Annotated in this window: 3 protein-coding genes (1 of these 3 cut by a window edge); all 3 read right to left on the reverse strand. The window is 67.8% G+C overall.

Going from position 1 to position 20,455, the window contains the following annotated elements; all coding sequences use genetic code 11:
- Positions 1–18,894 carry the 5' end (the start) of a non-ribosomal peptide synthase/polyketide synthase gene (locus tag ACFYOW_RS30505; protein ID WP_387293541.1) on the reverse strand. The gene continues 24,927 nt to the left of window position 1, outside the view, so only the first 18,894 of its 43,821 coding nucleotides appear in the window; the start codon lies at positions 18,892–18,894; the stop codon falls past the left edge of the window.
- A gap of 336 nt (positions 18,895–19,230) precedes the next feature.
- Complete coding sequence (gene cobM / locus ACFYOW_RS30510; RefSeq protein ID WP_387293517.1) at positions 19,231–19,995, reverse strand: precorrin-4 C(11)-methyltransferase; 765 nt, start codon at positions 19,993–19,995, stop codon at positions 19,231–19,233.
- Positions 19,996–20,011: 16 nt separating this feature from the next.
- Positions 20,012–20,437 (reverse strand): PPOX class F420-dependent oxidoreductase, encoded by a 426-nt coding sequence (locus tag ACFYOW_RS30515; protein WP_387293518.1) that lies wholly within the window; start codon positions 20,435–20,437, stop codon positions 20,012–20,014.
- Between the last annotated feature and the right edge of the window lie 18 nt (positions 20,438–20,455).

Here is a 20,455-nt window from a genome sequence, read left to right on the forward strand (position 1 = left end):
GGCCACGAAGCGTTCGGCGCTCAGCCCGGCGCGGGCGTGATAACCGCGCGCCAGCTGGATGCCCGACAGATACAGCTCACCCGCGACACCCACCGGCACCGGCCTGAGCTGGGCGTCCAGGATCAGCGACTGCATACCGCGGATCGGCGCACCGATCACCACCGTGTCACCGGCCACCAGCGGCTCGCTGATATTGGTCATGATGGTGGTCTCGGTCGGACCGTAGCCATTGTGGAAGTTGCGGACGGACCCGTTCTCCAGCGGCACCGCCCACTTGGCGACCAGATCCGCCGGCACCGCCTCGCCACCGGCGACCAGTACTCGCAGCGAGTCCAGGCCGGTCGGATCGAAGGTGGCCAGCGCGGCGGGTGTGATGAACGCGTGCGTGACCCGCTCGGTGCGGATCAGCTCGGACAGTTCCTCACCGCCGTACACGCCGGGCGGCGTAACCACGAGCGCACCGCCCGCGCCGACCGCGAGCAGCAGTTCCAGGATCGAGGCATCGAAGCTGGGTGAGGCGAAATGCAGTGCGCGCGAACCGGAATCGAGGTCGTAGCGCACGATCTGCTCGACGCTGAAGTTCGCGAGTCCGGCATGGGTGACCACGACACCCTTGGGCACACCGGTGGAGCCCGAGGTGTAGATGACGTAGGCCGGATGCGCCGGACGCAGCGGGCGGACCCGGTCGGCGTCGGTGATCGGACCGCCGTCGAATCCGTCCAGGTCGAGCTCATCGAGCACCAGCCAGCGCACCGAATCTGGCAGGCCGTCGCGAACCGCAGCGACCGTCAGGCCGACCGGCGAACCGGAATCGGTGACCATGTGCGCGATGCGCTCGGCCGGGTAGTTCGGGTCGACGGGCACGAACGCGGCACCCGTCTTCGATACCGCCCAGGCCGCGAAGACCGAATCCGCGGACCGCGGCACGCCGACGGCGACCAGATCCTCGGTGCCGATGCCCTCGGCAATGAGCAAGCGCGCCAACCTGTTCGACCGCTCGTCGAGGTCGCCGTAGGACACACGTGTCCCCTGGAACACCACGGCGGTCGCCTTCGGATCCATCGCGGCGGCCTCGGCCAGCAGCTCGGGCAGCGTGCGCGCGGGCACCGCCTGCGCACCGGTGCGGGCGATGAGCTCGGCCCGCTCCTGTGCGTCTAGCACATCGATGGCACCCACCGCGACCGTCGGGTCGGCGGCAATGGCCTCCAGCACCCGCCGCAGGCGCTGCGTGATCAGCTCGGCGGTCGACTCGTCGAACAGCTCGGTGGCGTAGGTGAGCGCCAAAGTCATTCCGGCGGAACCGGTTTCCGACAGTGTGAACTGCAGGTCGAAGCGGGCCACATTCTCGTCGAGGTCCAGTGCGGACACCGAAAGACCTGGCAATTCGAGTGCGGTGCGCTCCAGGTTCTGGAATGCGAGCATCACCTGGAACAGCGGGTTGCGCGCCTGCGAGCGTTCCGGCGCAAGCAGTTCCACCAGCCGTTCGAACGGCACATCGGCGTTACCGAAGGCATCCAGGTCCGTCGAGCGCACCCGGTCCAGCAGCGCCGTGAACGATTCGGACTGATCGATCCCGGTGCGCAGCACGAGGGTATTGACGAACATGCCGACGAGATCGTCGAGCGCCTGCTCACCGCGTCCCGCGATCGGCGAACCGACGGCGATGTCGTCGGTGCCCGACAAACGGGCCAGCAGCACCGTGAGCGCGCTGTGCATCACCATGAACAGCGACGCACCGCGTTGGCGCGCAATACCTTCCAGCGCCGCGATCAGTTCGGCGGGCAGTTCGGTCTGCAGGGTCGCGCCGCGATGCGAGGCGATCGCGGGACGCGGCCGATCGGTGGGCAGCGGCAGTTCGTCCGGTACGCCGTCGAGAGCGCGCTTCCAATGCGCCACCTGACGCGCCATCAGCGAAGTCGGATCGTCTTCGGCGCCGAGGACTTCGCGCTGCCAGATGGCGAAGTCCGCGTACTGCACCGGCAGCGGCGCCCAGCCGGGCGCGGCGTCCTGGGCGCGCGCGGTGTAGGCGAGCATCACGTCGCGGGTCAGCGGGCCGAGGGAGAAGCCGTCGGCCGCGATGTGGTGCACCACGACGACGAACACATGCTCATCGGCGCCTGCGGAGAAGAGCCTGGTCCGCAGCGGAGCCTGTTCGGACACATCGAATCCGGTGGTCACGAATTCGGTCACCACGGCGGTCAGTTCGGCCGGATCGACCGAAACCGGCTGCAGGTCGAGCGCGATCGCGTCGGCGGGCACGATCACCTGGACCGGGGTACCGCCGTGCTCCGGGTAGCGGGTGCGCAGCGATTCGTGCCTGCGCACCACATCCGCCACCGCCAGCCGCAGCGCCTCGATATCGAGCGCACCGGTCAACCGGATGGCGACCGGGAGGTTGTAGGCCGCGGATGTGGTGTCGTACTTGTTCAGGAACCACATGCGCTGCTGTGCGAACGACAGCGGCACGAGTTCGTCGGCCTTGCGCGGGCGCGCCACGAGCCGGGCGCGCGCGGCGCCGTCGGCATGCGATTCCACCCGGGCCGCGAGCGCTTCCACGGTGGAGGCCTCGAACAGCGCGCGCACCGGGACGGTGGTGCCGAGCGCCGCGCCGATCCGGGCGACCACCCTGGTCGCGATGAGCGAGTTGCCCCCGAGATCGAAGAAGTCGTCGTCGACACCGACCCTGGGCAGGTCGAGCACATCGGCGAAGACCGCGGCGACGGTCTCCTGCACCGGGGTCACCGGTGCGCGGAAAGCCTTGGCCTGCACCGCGGGCGCGGGCAGGGCGCGGCGGTCGAGTTTGCCGTTGACGGTCAACGGAATCCACTCGAGCCGCACCAGCGCCGCGGGCACCATGTAGGACGGAAGCCGTTCCGCCGCACCGCTGCGCACCACGTCGAGGTCCGGGATGACATCGGGTTCGGCGACCACATAGGCCACGATCCGCTGATCGCCCGGCTGATCCTCGCGCACGATGACCGCGGCCTGGGCGATGCCCGGCTGGGCCAGGATGGCGGATTCGATTTCACCGAGTTCGATGCGGAAGCCGCGCACCTTCACCTGATCGTCGGCGCGGCCCAGGTATTCGAGTTCGCCGAAGCGGTTCCAGCGCGCGAGGTCGCCGGAGCGGTACAGACGCGTGCCCGCGGCCTCCGCGTCGGCGAGGGGGTTCGCGACGAAGCGGGTGGTGGTCAGGTCCGAGCGGCCGAGGTAGCCGCGGGCCAACTGCGGTCCCGCGACATACATTTCGCCCGCGACGCCGACCGGCACCGGCCGCAGCCGGTTGTCGAGGACGTACACGCGCAGACCCGCGATGGCGCGGCCGACCACACTGCCGGAGGCGGCGGCGATGGTCGCGGCATCCAGCGCACGGTAGGACACGTGCACCGTGGTCTCGGTGATGCCGTACATATTGACCAGCAGCGGGGCGACATGCGCCGAGCGCCGGTCGGTGCCGTCACCGTGTCGGGCAACCCAATCCGAAAGCCTGCGCAATTCGAGGGCTTCACCGCCGAACACCACGTAGCGCAAGGCCAGCGGTTCGGCATCCGGTGCGGCATTGCGATCCGCCTCGGCCAGTTGGTAGAACGCGGACGGCGTCTGGTTGAGCACCGTGACCTGCTCCACCCGCAGCAGTTCCAGGAACTGTTCGGGCGAGCGCGAGGTGTAGTAGTCGACGACCACCAGGGTGCCGCCGAACAGCAGCGGACCCCACAGCTCCCACACCGAGAAGTCGAAGGCGTAGGAGTGGAACAGCGTCCACACATCGCGGGGGCCGAAGCCGAAGTCGCGATCGGTATTGGCGAACAGCCGCACCACATTCCGGTGCGCGACCGCGACACCCTTCGGGCGTCCGGTCGAGCCGGAGGTGTAGATCACGTACGCGACATTGTCCGGGGTGAGTGCCGCGAGGCGGTCGGCATCGGTGATCGGCGCATCGTCGGCGTCCTCGACATTGCCGGTCTCCACCGCGAATCCGTCGAGCACCACGGTCGGCAGCTCGTCGGGCACCCTCACCTGAACCGTCGAATCGAGGATCACACTGGTCGGACGCGAATCCGCGAGCACATAGGCGATGCGGTCGGCCGGGTAGGTCGGGTCGACGGGCACATAGCCCGCACCGGTCTTCACCACCGCGAGCAACGCGACCACGAGATCGAGCGAGCGCGGCAGGATCACCGCCACCAGCGATTCGGGACCCGCGCCGTCGGCGATCAGCCTGCGCGCCAACACATTCGCGCGCCGATCCAGCTCCGCGTAGGTCAGCGATTCGATGCCGAATTTGGCCGCCGTATTGTCCGGATGCGCGGCCACCGCCTGCTCGAACAGATCGACCAACGTGGTACCGGGAGCACTGAATCGCGGTGCGCTGTATCGGATTGCGGCGCTCCCGGTGCCCTGCGTGCGCGCGTACGCCTTGCCGGGCGCTGTCTCGACGGCCCCCCGTGCTGCCTCCGGGCCCGTCGCTCGCGCCAGGCTGTCGAATCCGGACGACACCCAGCGCTGCGATACATTGAGCCGCTCGGCCTCACCGAGCAGATCGATATCACCGATGACGATCTCGGGATCCTCGACCACACTCTGCAGAATCCGGACCAGGCGATCGGCGAACGACGCCACCGTCTCGGGATCGAACAGCTCGGTGGCGTAGTTCCACGACAGGCCGAGCGCACCGTCGGCGGTCTCGCCGACGGTCAGCTGCACATCGAATTTGGCTGTGCCGGGATCGAATTCGACCACCGACAGCTCGACGCCCGGCAGCGCGACGGTGCCCATTTCCGCCGCCGAGGCGGCCTCGAAGGTCAACGCAACCTGGAACAGCGGGTGGTGTGCCTGGGACCGGGCCGGGCTGATCACATCCACCAGCCGCTCGAACGGCACATCGGCATTGGCGAAGGCCGCCAGATCGGTGCGGCGCACCTGCGCGAGCAGATCGCTGAACTTGGCGCTCGGGTCCACCTCGTTGCGCAGCACCAGCGTATTGACGAACATGCCGACCAGGTCGTCGAGCGCGCGTTCACCGCGGCCGGCGATCGGGGTGCCGATGGCGATATCGGTGCTGTTGGACAGCCGGGCCGCCCAGGCCGCAAGTGCCGCGTGCACGACCATGAACAGCGTGACCCCGCGGGCGCGGGCGAGTTCGGCCAGCGCGCCGTGCAATTCGGCGTCGATCGAGAAGCCGTGCGTGCCACCGGCATTGGACGCGACCTCAGGCCGCGAGCGGTCGGCGGGCAGTTCGATCTGATCGGGCAGATCGGCCAGCTGCTCGGTCCAGTACGCGAGCTGCTGTGCCGCGACCGATTCCGGATCGTCCTCGCTGCCGAGCACGTCGCGCTGCCACAGCGCGTAGTCGGCGTACTGGACATCCAGCGGCGCCCAGGCGGGCACCTCGCCGCGACTGCGCTCGGTGTAGGCCAGCACCACGTCACGCAGCAGTGGACGCAGCGAGAAACCGTCACCGCTGATGTGGTGCATGACGAGCACCGCGACGTGGTTCTGCGCATCGATGCTGAGCAGGTTGGCCCGGAACGGTACCTCGCTGGTCACATCGAAGTGCACGCTCGCCAGCTCGACGATGCGCGCGGGCACCGCGCCGGGGGCGATCGCCTCGGTAGCCAGCTCGAAGCGCACCTCGTCGGTGTGCAGCACGTGCTGGTAACCGGTGCCTTCGACCTCCGGGTAGATGGTGCGCAGCGCCTCGTGCCTGGCCAGCACATCGCCGACGGCGGCGTTCAGCGCGGCGATATCGACATCGCCGGTGAGCCGGACGGCCACCGGAATGTTGTTGACCGCGGTGCGGTTGTCGAAGCGGTTCAGGAACCACATCCGCTGCTGGGCCAGCGACAGCGGGACCAGCTCGGGGCGCGGCTGCGGGGTCAGCGGTGCGCGACCGCCTTCGCCCGCGGCCGATTCCACCAGCGCGGCCAGTGCCGCGACATTCGAAGCCTCGAACAGCGCGCGCACCGGGATCTGGGTGTCCAGCGCCGCACCGAGTCGCGCGGCGACCTGGGTGGCGATCAGCGAGTTGCCGCCCAGTTCGAAGAAATCGTCGTCCAAGCCGACGCCGTGGCCGACGCCCTGCAGACCCAGCACCTCGGCGAAGGTGCCCGCGACGATCTCCTCCACCGGGGTGGTCGGCGCGCGGAATACCTTGGCCGCGAACGTCGGTGCGGGCAGCGCCTTGCGATCCAGCTTGCCGGAGGCATTGAGCGGGAACTCGTCGAGCACCATGTAAGCCGCGGGCACCATGTACGCGGGCAACTGCTCACCGAGCGTGTTCTTGACGGTCTCGATTTCGATGGCTCGGTCCGGATTCGCGACCAGGTAGGCGACCAGCTGATCGCCGGTCCGGTCATCCGAATGCACGAGCACGACCGCCTGCGCCACCGCGGCCTGCGCGGTGAGCGCCGACTCGATCTCACCGAGTTCGATGCGCAGACCGCGCAGCTTCACCTGGAAGTCGGTGCGGCCCAGGTACTCCAGTTCACCGCGTGGCGTCCACATGACGAGGTCACCGGTGCGGTACATGCGCTCGGCGGCGCCGAACGGGTTCGCGACGAAACGTTCGGTGGTCAGGTCCGGGCGGCCGACATAGCCGTGCGCCAACTGCGCGCCCGCCAGGTACAGCTCACCCGGGACGCCCGCGGGCACCGGACGCAACCGCGAATCCAGCACGTACACCTGGGTGTTGAACACCGGCGCACCGATCGGCACCGAGCTGATATCGGCGTCGGTCACCTCGTGGAAGGTGACGTCGACCGCGGCCTCGGTGGGGCCGTACAGGTTGTGCAGTCGAGCGCCGGTCAGCTGGCGCAGGCGCTGCGCGGCCACGGCGGGCAGCGCCTCACCGGAGGCGAAAACATTACGCAGACTGGTGCATTCGGCCGCGCGATCCTCGGCGACGAATACCGAGAGCATGGACGGCACGAAGTGCACCGTGGTGACCTGCTCGTCGACGATCAGGCGCGCCATATACGCCGGATCGCGGTGACCGTCCGGCTTGGCGACGACCAGGCGCGCGCCGACCTGCAGGGGCCAGAAGAACTCCCACACCGACACGTCGAAGGTCGCCGGAGTCTTCTGCAGCACAACGTCTTCGGCGGACAGACCGTATTCGGCGTGCATCCACACCAGGCGGTTGACGATCGCCGCGTGCGAGACCGCGACCCCCTTGGGACGACCGGTCGAACCCGAGGTGAAGATCACGTACGCGGTATTGCCCGGACGCAGCGGGCGATGCCGATCCGCGTCGGTCAGCGGTTCATCCGAGAACTCGGCGAGGTCGAGTTCATCGATGCGGACCTGGCGCGACACCGTGGTCTCCAGATCGGTGCCGGAGGTCAGCACGCAGACCGGTCGCGCGGTCTCCAGGATGTAGTCGATGCGCTCGGCCGGATGATCCGGATCCAGCGGCACGTACGCACCACCGGCGGCATTGATCGCGTACATGCCGACGACCAGATCGATCGAGCGCCGCATGCCCAGGGCCACATAGGATTCCGGGCCGACGCCGTTCTGCTTCAGCCAGCGCGCCAAACGGTGCACCCGGCCGGCGAACTCGGCATAAGAGAGACTTGTCCCCTCGTAGCTGACCGCGTAGGCGTCCGGTGTGCGCAGCACCTGCGCCTCGAACAACGAGACCAGCGTCGCGGCCGCATCGCCGACCGGCGAGGTCAGTGCCGCGTCCACCGGGAATTCGGTCTCGTTCCACCGGTCGAGCACCTGGGTCCGCTCGGTGTCATCGAGCAGCTCGATATCGCCCACCACGATCGCCGGTGCGGCGGTGACACCGCGCAGCACCCGGACGAAGCGCTCGGCGAAGGCGTCCGCGAACCGATCGTCGAAAAGGTCGGTGGCATAGACGAGTTCGGCGGCCATCTCCGATTCCGCGCCCTCGCTCAGCGTGAGCTGCAGGTCGACCTTGGCGGTCGGCGGATCGATGCCGAGTTCGGAAACCGCGAGTCCGGGCAGCTCCAGCGAGGTGCGCCCGAGGTTCTGGAACGACAGCATCACCTGGAACAGCGGATGCCGCGCCTGCGAGCGAGCCGGGTTGAGCACCTCGACCAAACGCTCGAACGGCACGTCGGCGTGGGCGAAGGCCTGCAGATCGCGCTCGCGCACCTGGGCGAGCAGATCGGTGAACGCTTCGGTCGGATCGACCTGGGTGCGCAGCACCAGGGTGTTGACGAACATGCCGACCAGGTCGTCGAGGACCTGCTCACCGCGACCGGCCACCGGGATGCCGATGGCGATGTCATCCGAACCGCTCAGCCGCGCGAGCAGGGTCGCGAATGCACTGTGCACCACCATGAACAGCGTGGTGTTGTGCTCGTGCGCGACGCGGTTGAGCGCCTCCACGAGTGCGCCGGGCAGCTGGAATCGGTGCGTGCGTGCCGCATACGACGCGACGACCGGCCGCGGCTTGGGCGAGAGACGCAGTTCCTCCGGCAGTCCGGCCAGGGTATCGCGCCAGTAGCTGAGCTGTTCGGAGATCAGTGAGGTCGGATCGTCCTCGGAGCCGAGCGTTTCACGCTGCCACAGTGCGTAATCCACGTACTGCACCGCCAGCGGCGGCCAGACCGGCGCGGATTCCGAACTGCGCGCGATGTAGGCCGACATCAGATCGCGGACCAGCGGACGCATCGAGAAGCCGTCCGCCGCAATGTGGTGCACCACGACCGAGAGCACGTGGTTCTGCGTGTTGTCGCGCCACTTCTTGCTGCTCAGCGGCGCGCGCTCGACCTGGTAGAGCCGAATCCGCACCGGGGATTCGGTCGTGATATCGAAACCGCGACCGATGAATTCGTAGAGGGCACTGCCCAATTCGCTTTCGGCGACCGGGACGATCTCCAGTTCCGGGATTGCCCGCGCGGCCGGGAGCACCTGCTGGTAGGCCACGCCCTCGTGCGACGGGTAGATCGTGCGCAGCGATTCGTGCCGGGTGATCACATCGGCGATCGCGCCGCGCAGCGCGGGCAGATCGAGATGCCCGTGCAGCCGCACCGCCGCCGGAATATTGTCGGCGGCCGAATCGGCGTCGAAGCGGTTGAGGAACCACATCCGCTGCTGTGCGAGCGACAGCGGCGGGTATTCCGGCCGCGGGCGCACGGTCAGCGCTTGGCGGGCGCCGGCCCCGGCACTGGCCTCCATGCGCGCGGCGAGTGCCGCGACGGTCGGCGCCTCGAACAGCAGTCGCACCGGAACCTGGGTGTCCAGTGCCGCGCCGAGTCGCGCCACCACCTGGGTGGCGACCAGCGAGTTGCCGCCGAGATCGAAGAAGTTGTCATCGATGCCGATGCGCTCGTGACTCAGCACATCGCTGAAAATGTCGACGACGATCTCTTCGATCGGGGTCGACGGTGCGCGGAATTCCTTGGCCTCGAAGACGGGTTCGGGCAGCGCGCGCCGATCCAGCTTGCCGTTGGGGTTCAGCGGCATAGCGTCGAGCACCACGATGGCGGCGGGAACCATGTACGACGGCAGCTGCTCGCTCAGGTGCGCGCGCAGCTCGTCGAGGTCGACCGTGCCGCCATTGGCGGGCACCACATAGGCCACCAGCTGATCGCCGGTCCGCGCATCCGCACGCACCAGCGCGACCGCCTGGGCCACCGAATCGTGTGTGGTGAGTGCGGTTTCGATCTCACCGAGTTCGATGCGCAGACCGCGCAGCTTCACCTGGAAATCGGTACGGCCGAGGTAGACGATGGCACCGTCGGCGTTGCGGGTCACCAGGTCGCCGGTGCGGTACATCCGGGATCCGGAGGCGCCGAACGGGTTGGCCACGAAGCGATCCGCGGTCAGATCGGTACGCCCGAAGTAACCGCGCGCCAACTGCGCACCGGCCAGATACAACTCACCCGCGACACCCGGCGCGACCGGATGCAGGCGAGCATCGAGCACATACGCCTGGGCATTCCAGACCGGCAGACCGATCGGCACCGCGCCGACCAGACCCTGCGCCACCGGACCGTGCGTCGCGTGCACCGCGAATTCGGTCGGGCCGTAGAGGTTGTAGAGCTCGGCGGAGCTGACCTTGCGAATGGCGGCGACGGTGTCACCGGTGAAGGCCTCACCGGCGACCAGCAATGCGCGCAACGACTCGAGCGCCGCACCACCGGTGGCATCCACACTGCCCGCGAAGACGGTCAGCATCGAGGGCACGAACGAGGTCATGGTGACCCGTTCGGCCGCAATGACCTCCGCCAGGTACTGCGGGTCACGATGCCCGTCCGGGCTCGCGACGACAATCCGGCCACCGGTGGACAACGGGCCGAACAGCTCCCACACCGACACGTCGAAGGTGGCAGGGGTCTTGAACAGCACGACGTCATCGGCACCGATGCCGTATTCACCGGTGATCCAACGGATCTGGTTCACCACCGCCGCGTGCGGCAGCGCCACACCCTTCGGACGACCGGTCGAACCGGACGTGAAGATCACATACGCGGTGTTCTCCGCCCGCAGCGGTGCGATCCGCTCCGCATCGGTGACCGGCGCATCCGAGTACTCGGACAGCTCGAGCTCATCGATGGAAAGCGTGGGCAGCCCACCGCTTTCGAAGTTGTCCCGCGAGGTCGTCAGCACACAGGCCGGTGCCGCGGACTCGAGCACATAGCTGATCCGCTCGGTCGGCTGATCCAGGTCCAGCGGCACATAACCGCCACCGGCCTCCTGCACCGCGTACGCCGCGACCACGAAATCGACCGAACGCCGCAGACCGAGGGCGACCAGCTTTTCCGGACCCACACCGGCCTCGATCAACCGCCGCGCCAAGCGGTGCACGCGCGCACCGAATTCGGCATACGTCAGCGAAGTGCCGGTGGCCGGATCCACGATCGCGACCGCATCGGGCGTGGCCGCGGCCTGTGCGGCGAACTCGCCGACCAAGGTGAGCCCGCCACCCTTGCGAACACCCGAACGACGCGGGGTGCGACCGGGCTGACGACGCGGCAGCAAATCGTGCTCGGTGTCGTTCCAGCCGACCACCGCGAGTGCGGTTTCCTGATCGTCGAGCAGCTGGATATCGCCGATCGGCACGGTCGGATCGGCGATGATGGCCGCCAGGATGCGATCGAGGCGCCGCGCGAAGGCCGCCACCGTGTCCTCGTCGAAAAGATCGAGGGCATAGGAGATTTCGGCCGACATACCGGCGGCCTGGCCCGATTCCTGGGTCTCCTGCAGGGTCAGCTGCAGATCGAATTTGGCCAGTCGCGCGTCGTAATCGATGCCGTTGACCGACAGTCCGGGCAGTTCCAGGTTGGCCTGCTTGACGTTCTGGAACGCCAGCATCACCTGGAACAGCGGATTACGGGCCTGCGAGCGGGCCGGGTTGAGAATTTCGACCAGGCGCTCGAACGGCAGATCCGCGTGCGCGAACGCCTGCAGGTCGGTTTCCCTTGCCAGGGCGAGCAGGTCGGCGAAGCTCGCCGAACCCGCGACATCGGTGCGCAATACGAGGGTATTGACGAACATGCCGATCAGGTCGTCCAGCGCGGCCTCACCACGACCGGCGGCCGGGGTACCGATGGCGATATCGCTGGTACCGCTGGCTCGCGCCAGCAGCACGGCGAGCGCGCTGTGCATGACCATGAACAGCGACGAATTGTGCTTGCGACCCAGATCGATGAGCGCACGCTGGGTCTCGGCGGAGATCACGAACGCGTAGGTGCCGCCGCGGTAGGAGGCGATCGCCGGACGCGGGCGGTCCGAAGGCAGCACCAATTCGTCGGGCAGATCGGCGAGTTGTTCGGTCCAGTACCGGATCTGGCTGGAGATCAGCGACTCCGGATCGCCCTCGGAGCCGAGCACCTCGCGCTGCCACAGCGCGTAGTCCGCGTACTGCACTGGCAGCGCGGACCAGGCGGGCGACTCCCACGAGGTGCGCGCCGCGTACGCCACCATGACGTCACGCGCCAGCGGCCCCATCGACCAACCGTCGGCCGAAATGTGGTGCACCACCATGCCGAGTACGAACTCGGACTCGCTGATCTCGAAAAGCCTTGCGTGCAAAGGCACTTCGTCGGTGACGTCGAAGGCCATGGAGGCCAGGTCGATCAGATGCTCGACCAGCGTCTCCTCGGTGACCCGGTACGGGGTCAGGTCGGGCACGATCTGCGCCGCGTCGAGCACCACCTGAACCGGACCGCTCTTCGTCTCCGGGAAGACGGTGCGCAGCGATTCGTGCCGGTCGATCACGTCGATGACCGCGACCTGCAGTGCGGCGACATCGAGATCACCGGAGAGCCGGATGGCGACCGGAATGTTGTTGACCGCCGAGGCGGTATCGAAGCGGTTGAGGAACCACATGCGCTGCTGCGCGAGCGACAGCGGCACCTCCTCCGGGCGCTCCCGGGCGACCAGCGCGCTGCGGGCGCCGGCACCGGCATGCGATTCCACCCGGGCCGCCAGCGCGGCCACGGTGGACGCCTCGAACACCATCCGCACCGGCACCCGGGTATCGAGTGCGGTGCCGATGCGCGAGGCCACCTGGGTGGCGATCAGCGAGTTGCCGCCGAGTTCGAAGAAGTCGTCGTCTACGCCGACGCGCGGCAGGTCGAGCACCTCACCGAAGATCTGGGCGACGATCTCCTCGATGGGTGTGCTCGGCGCGCGGAAGGTGTGCACCTCGAAGACCGGCTTGGGCAGGGCGCGCCGATCGAGCTTGCCGTTCGCATTGAGCGGCATGGCCTCGAGCGTCACGAATGCCGCGGGCACCATGTAGGTGGGCACCATGCCTGCCAGATGCGTGCGCAGGGCGGTATCGAATCCCGCCTCCGGCTCGGCCTCGGTCGGCACCACATAGGCGACCAACTGGTCGCCGAGTCGGCTGTCGGAACGGACCAGCGCGACCGCCTGCGCCACCGCGGGATGGGCGCGCAAAGCGGCTTCGATCTCGCCGAGCTCGATCCGGACACCGCGCAGTTTCACCTGAAAGTCGGTGCGACCGCTGTAGACGATCTGTCCCGCGGCATCGCGGGTCACCAGGTCACCGGTGCGGTACATGCGAGAACCGCTGGGGCCGAACGGATTCGCGACGAAGCGGTCGGCCGTCATATCCGGCCGGGTGAGATAACCGCGCGCCAGCTGGTCGCCCGACAGATACAGCTCACCCGCGACACCCGGGGGCACCGGATGCAGTCGCGCGTCGAGCACATAGGCCTGGGTGTTCCAGACCGGCGCACCGATCGGCACCGCGCCGCGCACCACCTCGCCGACGACGGCATGGGTGGCGTTGACGGTAAATTCGGTTGGGCCGTAAAGGTTTATCAGCGTGATATCGGGGCGGCCGAGCTTGCGGAACGCCTCAACCGCCTCGCCGGTGAACGCCTCACCACCGACCAGCAGCATGCGCACCGAGCTCAGTGCCGCCGGATCGACGGTGCCGGCGAATACGGTCAGCAGCGACGGCACGAACGAGGTCACGGTGACCTGTTCGGCGGCGATGACTTCGGTCAGATATTGGGTGTCGCGGTAGCCGTCATGGGTGGCGATCACGGTCCGGCCGCCGGTCAGCAAGGGCGCCAACGGCTCCCACACCGACGCGTCGAAGGTGGCCGGGGTCTTGTACAGCGCGACATCGTCGGCGCCGAGCCCGAATTCGCTGATGAGCCAGCGCATCTGGTGCACCAGCGCGGCATGCGATACCCCGACGCCCTTCGGGCGACCGGTGGAACCCGAGGTGAAGATCGCGTACGCCAGATGCTCCGGACGCAACGGCGAGATGCGCTCGGCATCTGTCACCGGGGCATCGGAGATCCCGGACAGATCGAGCTCGTCGACAACGACCGACTCCAGGCCCTCCGGCGCGAACCGGTCCCGCGACGTGGTCAGCACATAGGCAGGCGCCGCGGTATCGAGCACATGGGCGATGCGTTCGGCAGGCTGATCGAGATCCAGCGGCACATAGGTGCCACCGGCCTCGAGCACCGCATGGATCGCGGTCACCAGGTCGAGCGAACGCCGCATACCGAGCGCGACCGGGACATCCGGACCGACGCCCGCCTGGATCAGCCAGCGCGCGAGCGCGTGCACCCGAGAGCCGAAATCCGCATATGTCAGCGTCGCGGAGCGACTCGATGCGGGGTGGTGGTCGGGCGACGGGTGGGCCAGCGACGCACCGACGGCCGGGGTGAAGCCGTCGACGGAGCGGTCGACCACGGCGATCGCGTCCGGCGTCGCCGCCACCTGGCGGGTGAACAGATCGCTCACCGTCCCGGCCGCCTCGAGCTCGCGCGGCGCACCGTGCCAGCCGTCGCGTGCCAGCTCGACCTCGCGCTCGTCGAGCAGATCGATATCGCCGACGATCGCCGCCGGATCCGCGGTCACGCCGCGCAGAATCCGTACCAGCCGATCGGCGAACGAGGAGACGGTCGCCTCGTCGAACAGGTCGGTGGCGTAGGAGACGACCACCGAAACGCCCGCGGGCTCACCCTGGTTGCCGCGCTGTTCGGTCAGCGTCCAGAGCAGATCGAACTTGGCGATGTGGACTTCGAGTTCGGCGGCCGACACCGACAGTCCGGGCAGTTCCAGTGTGCCGTGCGACATCTCCTGGAACGACAGCATCACCTGGAACAGCGGATGCCGCGCCTGCGAGCGGGTCGGGTTGACCACCTCGACGAGACGTTCGAACGGAACGTCGCTGTAGGCGAACGCCGCGAGGTCGACTTCCCTGGTGCGCCCGAGGAATTCGGTGAAGGACCGACTCGGATCGACCTCCGAGCGCAGCACGAGCGTGTTGACGAACATGCCGATCAGGTCGTCGAGAGCCTGTTCACCGCGTCCGGCGACCGGGGTGCCGATGGCGATATCGGTGGTGCCGGACAGCCGGGCGAGCAGCAGTGCGAGCGCGGCGTGCAGCACCATGAACGGGGTGGCGCCCTCGGCGCGGGCCAGTGCGCTCAGCCGGGTATGCAGTTCGGCATCGATATCGAAAGCGAACTGCGCGCCGTGGAAGCTCTGCACCGGCGGACGCTGCCGATCGGTGGGCAGATCCAGCTGATCCGGCAGACCGGCCAGCGCGTCGCGCCAGTAGGCGATCTCGCGGGCGGCCATGGACTCGGAATCGCTTTCGGCGCCGAGCAATTCGCGCTGCCACAGGGTGTAGTCGCGGTACTGCACCGGCAGGGGCGCCCAGGCGGGCGCTTCCCCGGCCGCGCGGGCCAGATACGCGGTCGTGACGTCGCGCGCGAGCGGCCCGAACGAGAAGCCGTCCGCCGCGATGTGGTGCACGACGAAGGCGAGCGCGTACTCGGGCGTGTCATCCGAGGACGCACCGGTGATCTGATACAGGCGCACCCGAATGGGCAGCTCGGCCGAGACATCGAAGCCGGCGGAGGCGAATTCGGTGAGCACGTCGACCAATTCGGACGCCTCGAGCGGCTGCACGTCGACGCCGAGGTCGACCTCCTCGATCGGCAGCACCTGCTGATAGGCGCCGTCGCCCGAGTTGGGGAAGATGGTGCGCAGCGATTCCTGGCGCGTCAGCACATCGGTGAGCGCGGCCCGCATCGCGTCGAAATCGACGCGACCGCCCAACCGCACCACGAACGGCAGGTTGTACGTCGGCACCGTGGAGTCGAACTGGTTGATGAACCACATCCGCTGCTGTGCCAGCGACAGCGGCACCCGCTCGGGCAGTTCCTGGGCCACCAGGGCCGGTCGTGGCCGATCGGTGGGCGGCGCCGATTCGGCGCGGGCGGCCAGACCGGCCACGGTCGGGGTCTCGAACAGCGCACGCACGCCGATCCGGGTGCCGAATGCCGCGCCGATCCGCGCCACCACCTGGGTGGCGACCAGCGAGTTGCCACCCAGATCGAAGAAGTTGTCATCGATGCCGACGCGTTCCTGGCTGAGCACATCGGCGAAGATCGCCGCCACGATCTGCTCGGCCGGGGTACGAGGGGCACGGAATGCGGTCGCGTCCCCGCTGAACACCGGCTCCGGCAGGGCCTTTCGGTCCAGCTTGCCGGAGGTGTTGAGCGGGAATGCGTCCAGCACCATGATCGCCGCGGGCACCATGTAGCTCGGCAGCTTTTCCGCGACGAACCGGGTGAGCTCGATCGCTTCGATCGACTGGCCCGGCGCGGGCACGACATAGGCGACCAACTGCTGACCGGTCGCGGTATCGACGACCAGCACCGCGGCTTGGCTGACCGCAGGATGGGCCAGCAGGTCGGTTTCGATCTCACCGAGCTCGATGCGCTGACCGCGGAACTTCACCTGGAAGTCGGTGCGGCCGATGTATTCCAGGGTCCCCGCGACATTCCAGCGCACCAGGTCACCGGTGCGGTACATGCGCTCGCCATTGCTGCCGAACGGATTGGCGACGAACCGATCCGAGGTCAGATCCGGGCGACCGCGGTAACCGCGCGCCAGCTGACGCCCACCCAGATACAGCTCACCCGGTGCGCCGACGGCCGCCGGGCGCAGCCGCGAATCCAGCACGTAGACCTGGACATTCCACTCCGGGATACCGATCGGCACCGTCACGGTGTCGGCGGCGGTGGCCTCCCAGTAGGTGACCGAGACCGCGGCCTCGGTGGGGCCGTACAAGTTGTGCAGACCGGCGGGAGCGGAGCCTGCGGAGCGACCAGAAAATTCAGTGGTGATCTCCCTGAATTTCGCGGCGGTCTCCGGCGGCAGCGCCTCACCGATGACGAAAACCGCACGCAGCGTGGCACATTGGGCGGCGGTGGCATGGGCGACAAAGACCGTCAGCATGGACGGCACGAAGTCGGTGACGGTGACACCGTGGCGCTCGATCATCTCGGCGACATACAGCGGATCGCGGTGCCCGTCCGGCGTCGCGACAACAAGTTTCGCGCCGACCATCAGCGGCAGGAAGTAACCCCACAGCGATACGTCGAAGGTGGTCGCGGTCTTCTGCAGGTACACGTCGTCGGCAGTGAGGCGGTACTCGTCGAGCATCCACAGCTGCTGGTTGACGATCGCATGATGGGTTACCGCAACACCTTTCGGGCGTCCGGTCGAACCCGAGGTGTAGATCACGTAGGCGGTGTTGTCCGGCCGCAGCGGCGCTCGCCGCTCCGAATCCGCCACCGGCGCATCGTCGTACGCGGATACGTCGAGGGTGTCGATTTCCACCCGGCGCACCGATTCCGGCAGCTCGAGTTCGTCACCGGAGACCGTCAGCACACAGACCGGTGCCGCGGACTCGAGGATGTAGGCGGTGCGATCGGCCGGATGATCCGGATCGATCGGCACATACGCGCCACCGGCCTTGAGCACCGCGTGCATACCGACGACGAGATCCAGTGAACGTCGCATGCCAAGTGCGACAAGCGATTCCGGTCCGACACCGTCGGCGATCAGGAACCGGGCCAGGCGATTGACCCGCGTCGCGAACTCCGCATAGGTAAGCTGCGCGCCCTCGAAATCCAGCGCGACGTTGTCCGGGGTCAGCTGAATCTGCGCATCCAGCAGCGCCGCCAGGGTGGTATCCGGGACGTCCTGCTCGGAGTCGTTCCACTCCGCGACGGTCAGCTCCCGCTCCGTCGCGGTGGTCAGCTCGAGGCCCCAGACCGGCGCATCCGCCTCGGCCCGCAGGAAGCGCTCGAAGAATTCGAGGAAGCGTTCGTGCTGACGCCGCGTCTCCGCCTCGGAGTACAGGTTCGGGTTCGTCTCGAAGTCGATGCGCGCGCGCGAACCGCCCTCGGACTGATAGAAGTTGACGCCGAGATCCTCGATGCTGCCGGTGGACAGCACAACCATGGTGCCGACCATCGAGCCCATGCTGATCTTGTCCTGGAACAGCATGATGTTGACCCAGGGGCCGAAGAACTCCCTGGTCACCACGCCCTCACCGGCCGCGTCGCGACGGATGTCCTCGTGCCGGTAACGCTGGTGCCGCAGCGCGCCGGTCACCTCGACCTGAACCTGCTTGAGCACATCGGCCACGGTGGTCTCGTGCCCGATCCGCAGTCGCAACGGCACGATATTCGACGAGACGCCGCCGGAGCGGCGCATCACGGCGGTGGTCCGCGCGGTCACCGGCAGGCTCAGGATCACGTCCTCGGAGCTGGTCCACTGCGCCAGATATCCGGCGAACGCGGCGAGCAGCAACCCGGCCGGCGACGACTCATGGCGCGCCACAGCCGCTTCCAGCACCGCATTCTGCTCGTCCGAGAGCAGCACACTACTGAGGGTGTTGATCGGCGCAGGCCCCGCGGACCGGCCCGCCAGGCTGGTGCCGTCCTCCACACCGGCGACCCGCTCGGCCCAGTACGTCTTGTCCGACTGGAACCGGGAACTGTCCCGGTAGGCCATCTCCTGCTCGTAGAGCGTGCGCAGGTGCGCGGCATTGGCCGGTGCGGGTTCGGTGCCGTTCAACAGGGCGGTGTACCAGTCGGCGACCCTGGAAAGGTTGGTCACTGCGCCGAAGCCGTCCAGCACGATGTGGTGCGCGCGCAGGTACAGGTACCAGTGGTGATCGCCCACCTGCAGGCCCGCGAAACGCAGCAGCCGATCCTCGAGCAGGTTCAGCGGGGCGCTGTATTCGGCGCGCATCCACGCCATGGCGGCGGCCTGGGGATCGGCCTCACCGCGGAAGTCGACGTAGTAGACCTTGTCCCGGTCCGGAATCGTGTAGTCGATCCACTGATACGGCTGGCCGTCGATCTCGGTGATGCAGAGCATGCCGGAGCCGCGCTCCTGCCCGGAGCTGATCAGCGCCTCGCGCAGGACCGTCAGGTCGAGGTCGCCGTGCAGGTCGACGTACTGCGCGATGTTGATCGGCACCTGCGGGTCGACGTGCTGGGCGTACCAGATACCCAGCTGCGCCGGGGACAACGGGAACGGCTCGCTCGACTCCCTCGAAGCAGCGTGCGCCCGTTCGCCACCAGTTTCGCCGTTTCCGCCGAAATCCAGCCGGTCCAACCGTAACCTCGCTTCCGGAACACCACACGAGCGCTCCCCGATGAACACCGGGACGTCGACGCGCACCTATACCAGCGTGGCGCCTGTGTTCCCGCGTTCAGTTCTCATCAATCAAGCAAAAATGTTCATTGGCACTATCTGCCCGTCAGGCCGAGCTTGTTACATGGGCGCGACCATGCCCGCCACCCACCGACCGGCTCCGCCGGGAAGTTCAATGCAGATCACCGAAACAATCTACCGTCGCCCTCGCCAGCCGACCAATCAGCTCTCATAGCCGGGGAACATCAGCCCAGGCAGGGGGATCATCGCAAGTTTGCTGGATGGCTGTCACCGATCTCACACTGCTTGCGAAGGTCGGTGTCGGGCGCGGGCCGGGTCGTAGAGATGGGACTGGGTACAGGACAGATTCGGGGTGATGGCGCGTCCGACGAGAATGACGGCGGCTTGGCGCAGACCCGCGGATTCGACCTGGTCGGCGATGCCGGTGAGGGTGCCGCGCAGGACCAGTTGGTCGGGTTGGCTGGCTCGGTAGACCACGGCGGTCGGGCAGTCGGCGCCGTAGGCCGGGATCAGCTCGGCGGCCAGTGGGCGGATTCGGGTGATGGCCAGGTGCAGCACCAGCGTGGCCTGTGTCCTGGCGAAGTTCGCGAGAGCCTCGGACTCGGGCATAGCAGTCGAACGGGCCTGGGCGCGGGTGAGGACCACCGACTGGACCACTTCGGGAACGGTCAACTCGGTACCGAGTAGGGCGGCCGCGGCGGCGTAGGCGGGGACGCCAGGGGTGATGTCCCATGGCACGTCCGCGGCGTCGAGGCGGCGGGTTTGTTCGGTGAGGGCCGAATATATGGAGGGATCGCCCGAGCAGAGGCGCGCGACATCCTTACCGGAGCGGTGCGCGCGCACCAGGTGCTCGGTGATCTGGTCGATGTCCAGGTGCTGGGTGTCGATCAGCTCGGTATCGGGAGCGCAGTGCGCGAGCACCTCGGGGTCGAGATAGGTGCCCGCGTAGAGGCAGACCGGGGCGGTGCGCAGCAGCTCGACCGCGCGGACGGTCAGCAGGTCCGCGGCGCCCGGCCCGGCCCCGATGAAATGCACGGTCATGCGGCTGAGTGTAGGGCTAGGCCGTCGCGTCGAAGTGGGCGATCACCTTGGACGGGTGCACCCGGACCACCAGTTCGCCCGGGACGCCGTTGCGCTTGCCGAATTCCTCGGCCCGATCCGCGCCCATATAGCGGCCGCCGATCTCGGTGGCGGTGCGCAGGAGTTCGTCGGGATCCTCGGACAGGGTCACGGTGCCCTGGATCTGAATGGACGAATACGGCGCTTCCTCGAGGTCGACCACCACCGCGATGCGTGGATCGCGGGCGAAGGCCTTGCCCTTGGCCGAGGTCTTGCCGGTATTGAAGACCAGTTCGTCGCCCTCGAGGACGAACCACACCGGGCTGACCACCGGTCGACCGTCGGCGGCCACGAACGCCACCTTTCCGGTTCGCTTGGCGTGGGTCAGGAAGTCGCGCACTTTGGGATCCGAAAGTGAGGCCATGCCCCAACCCTAGAGCCA

The sequence above is a fragment of the Nocardia sp. NPDC006982 genome (assembly GCF_042869435.1).
In the GTDB taxonomy this organism is placed as follows: Bacteria; Actinomycetota; Actinomycetes; order Mycobacteriales; family Mycobacteriaceae; genus Nocardia.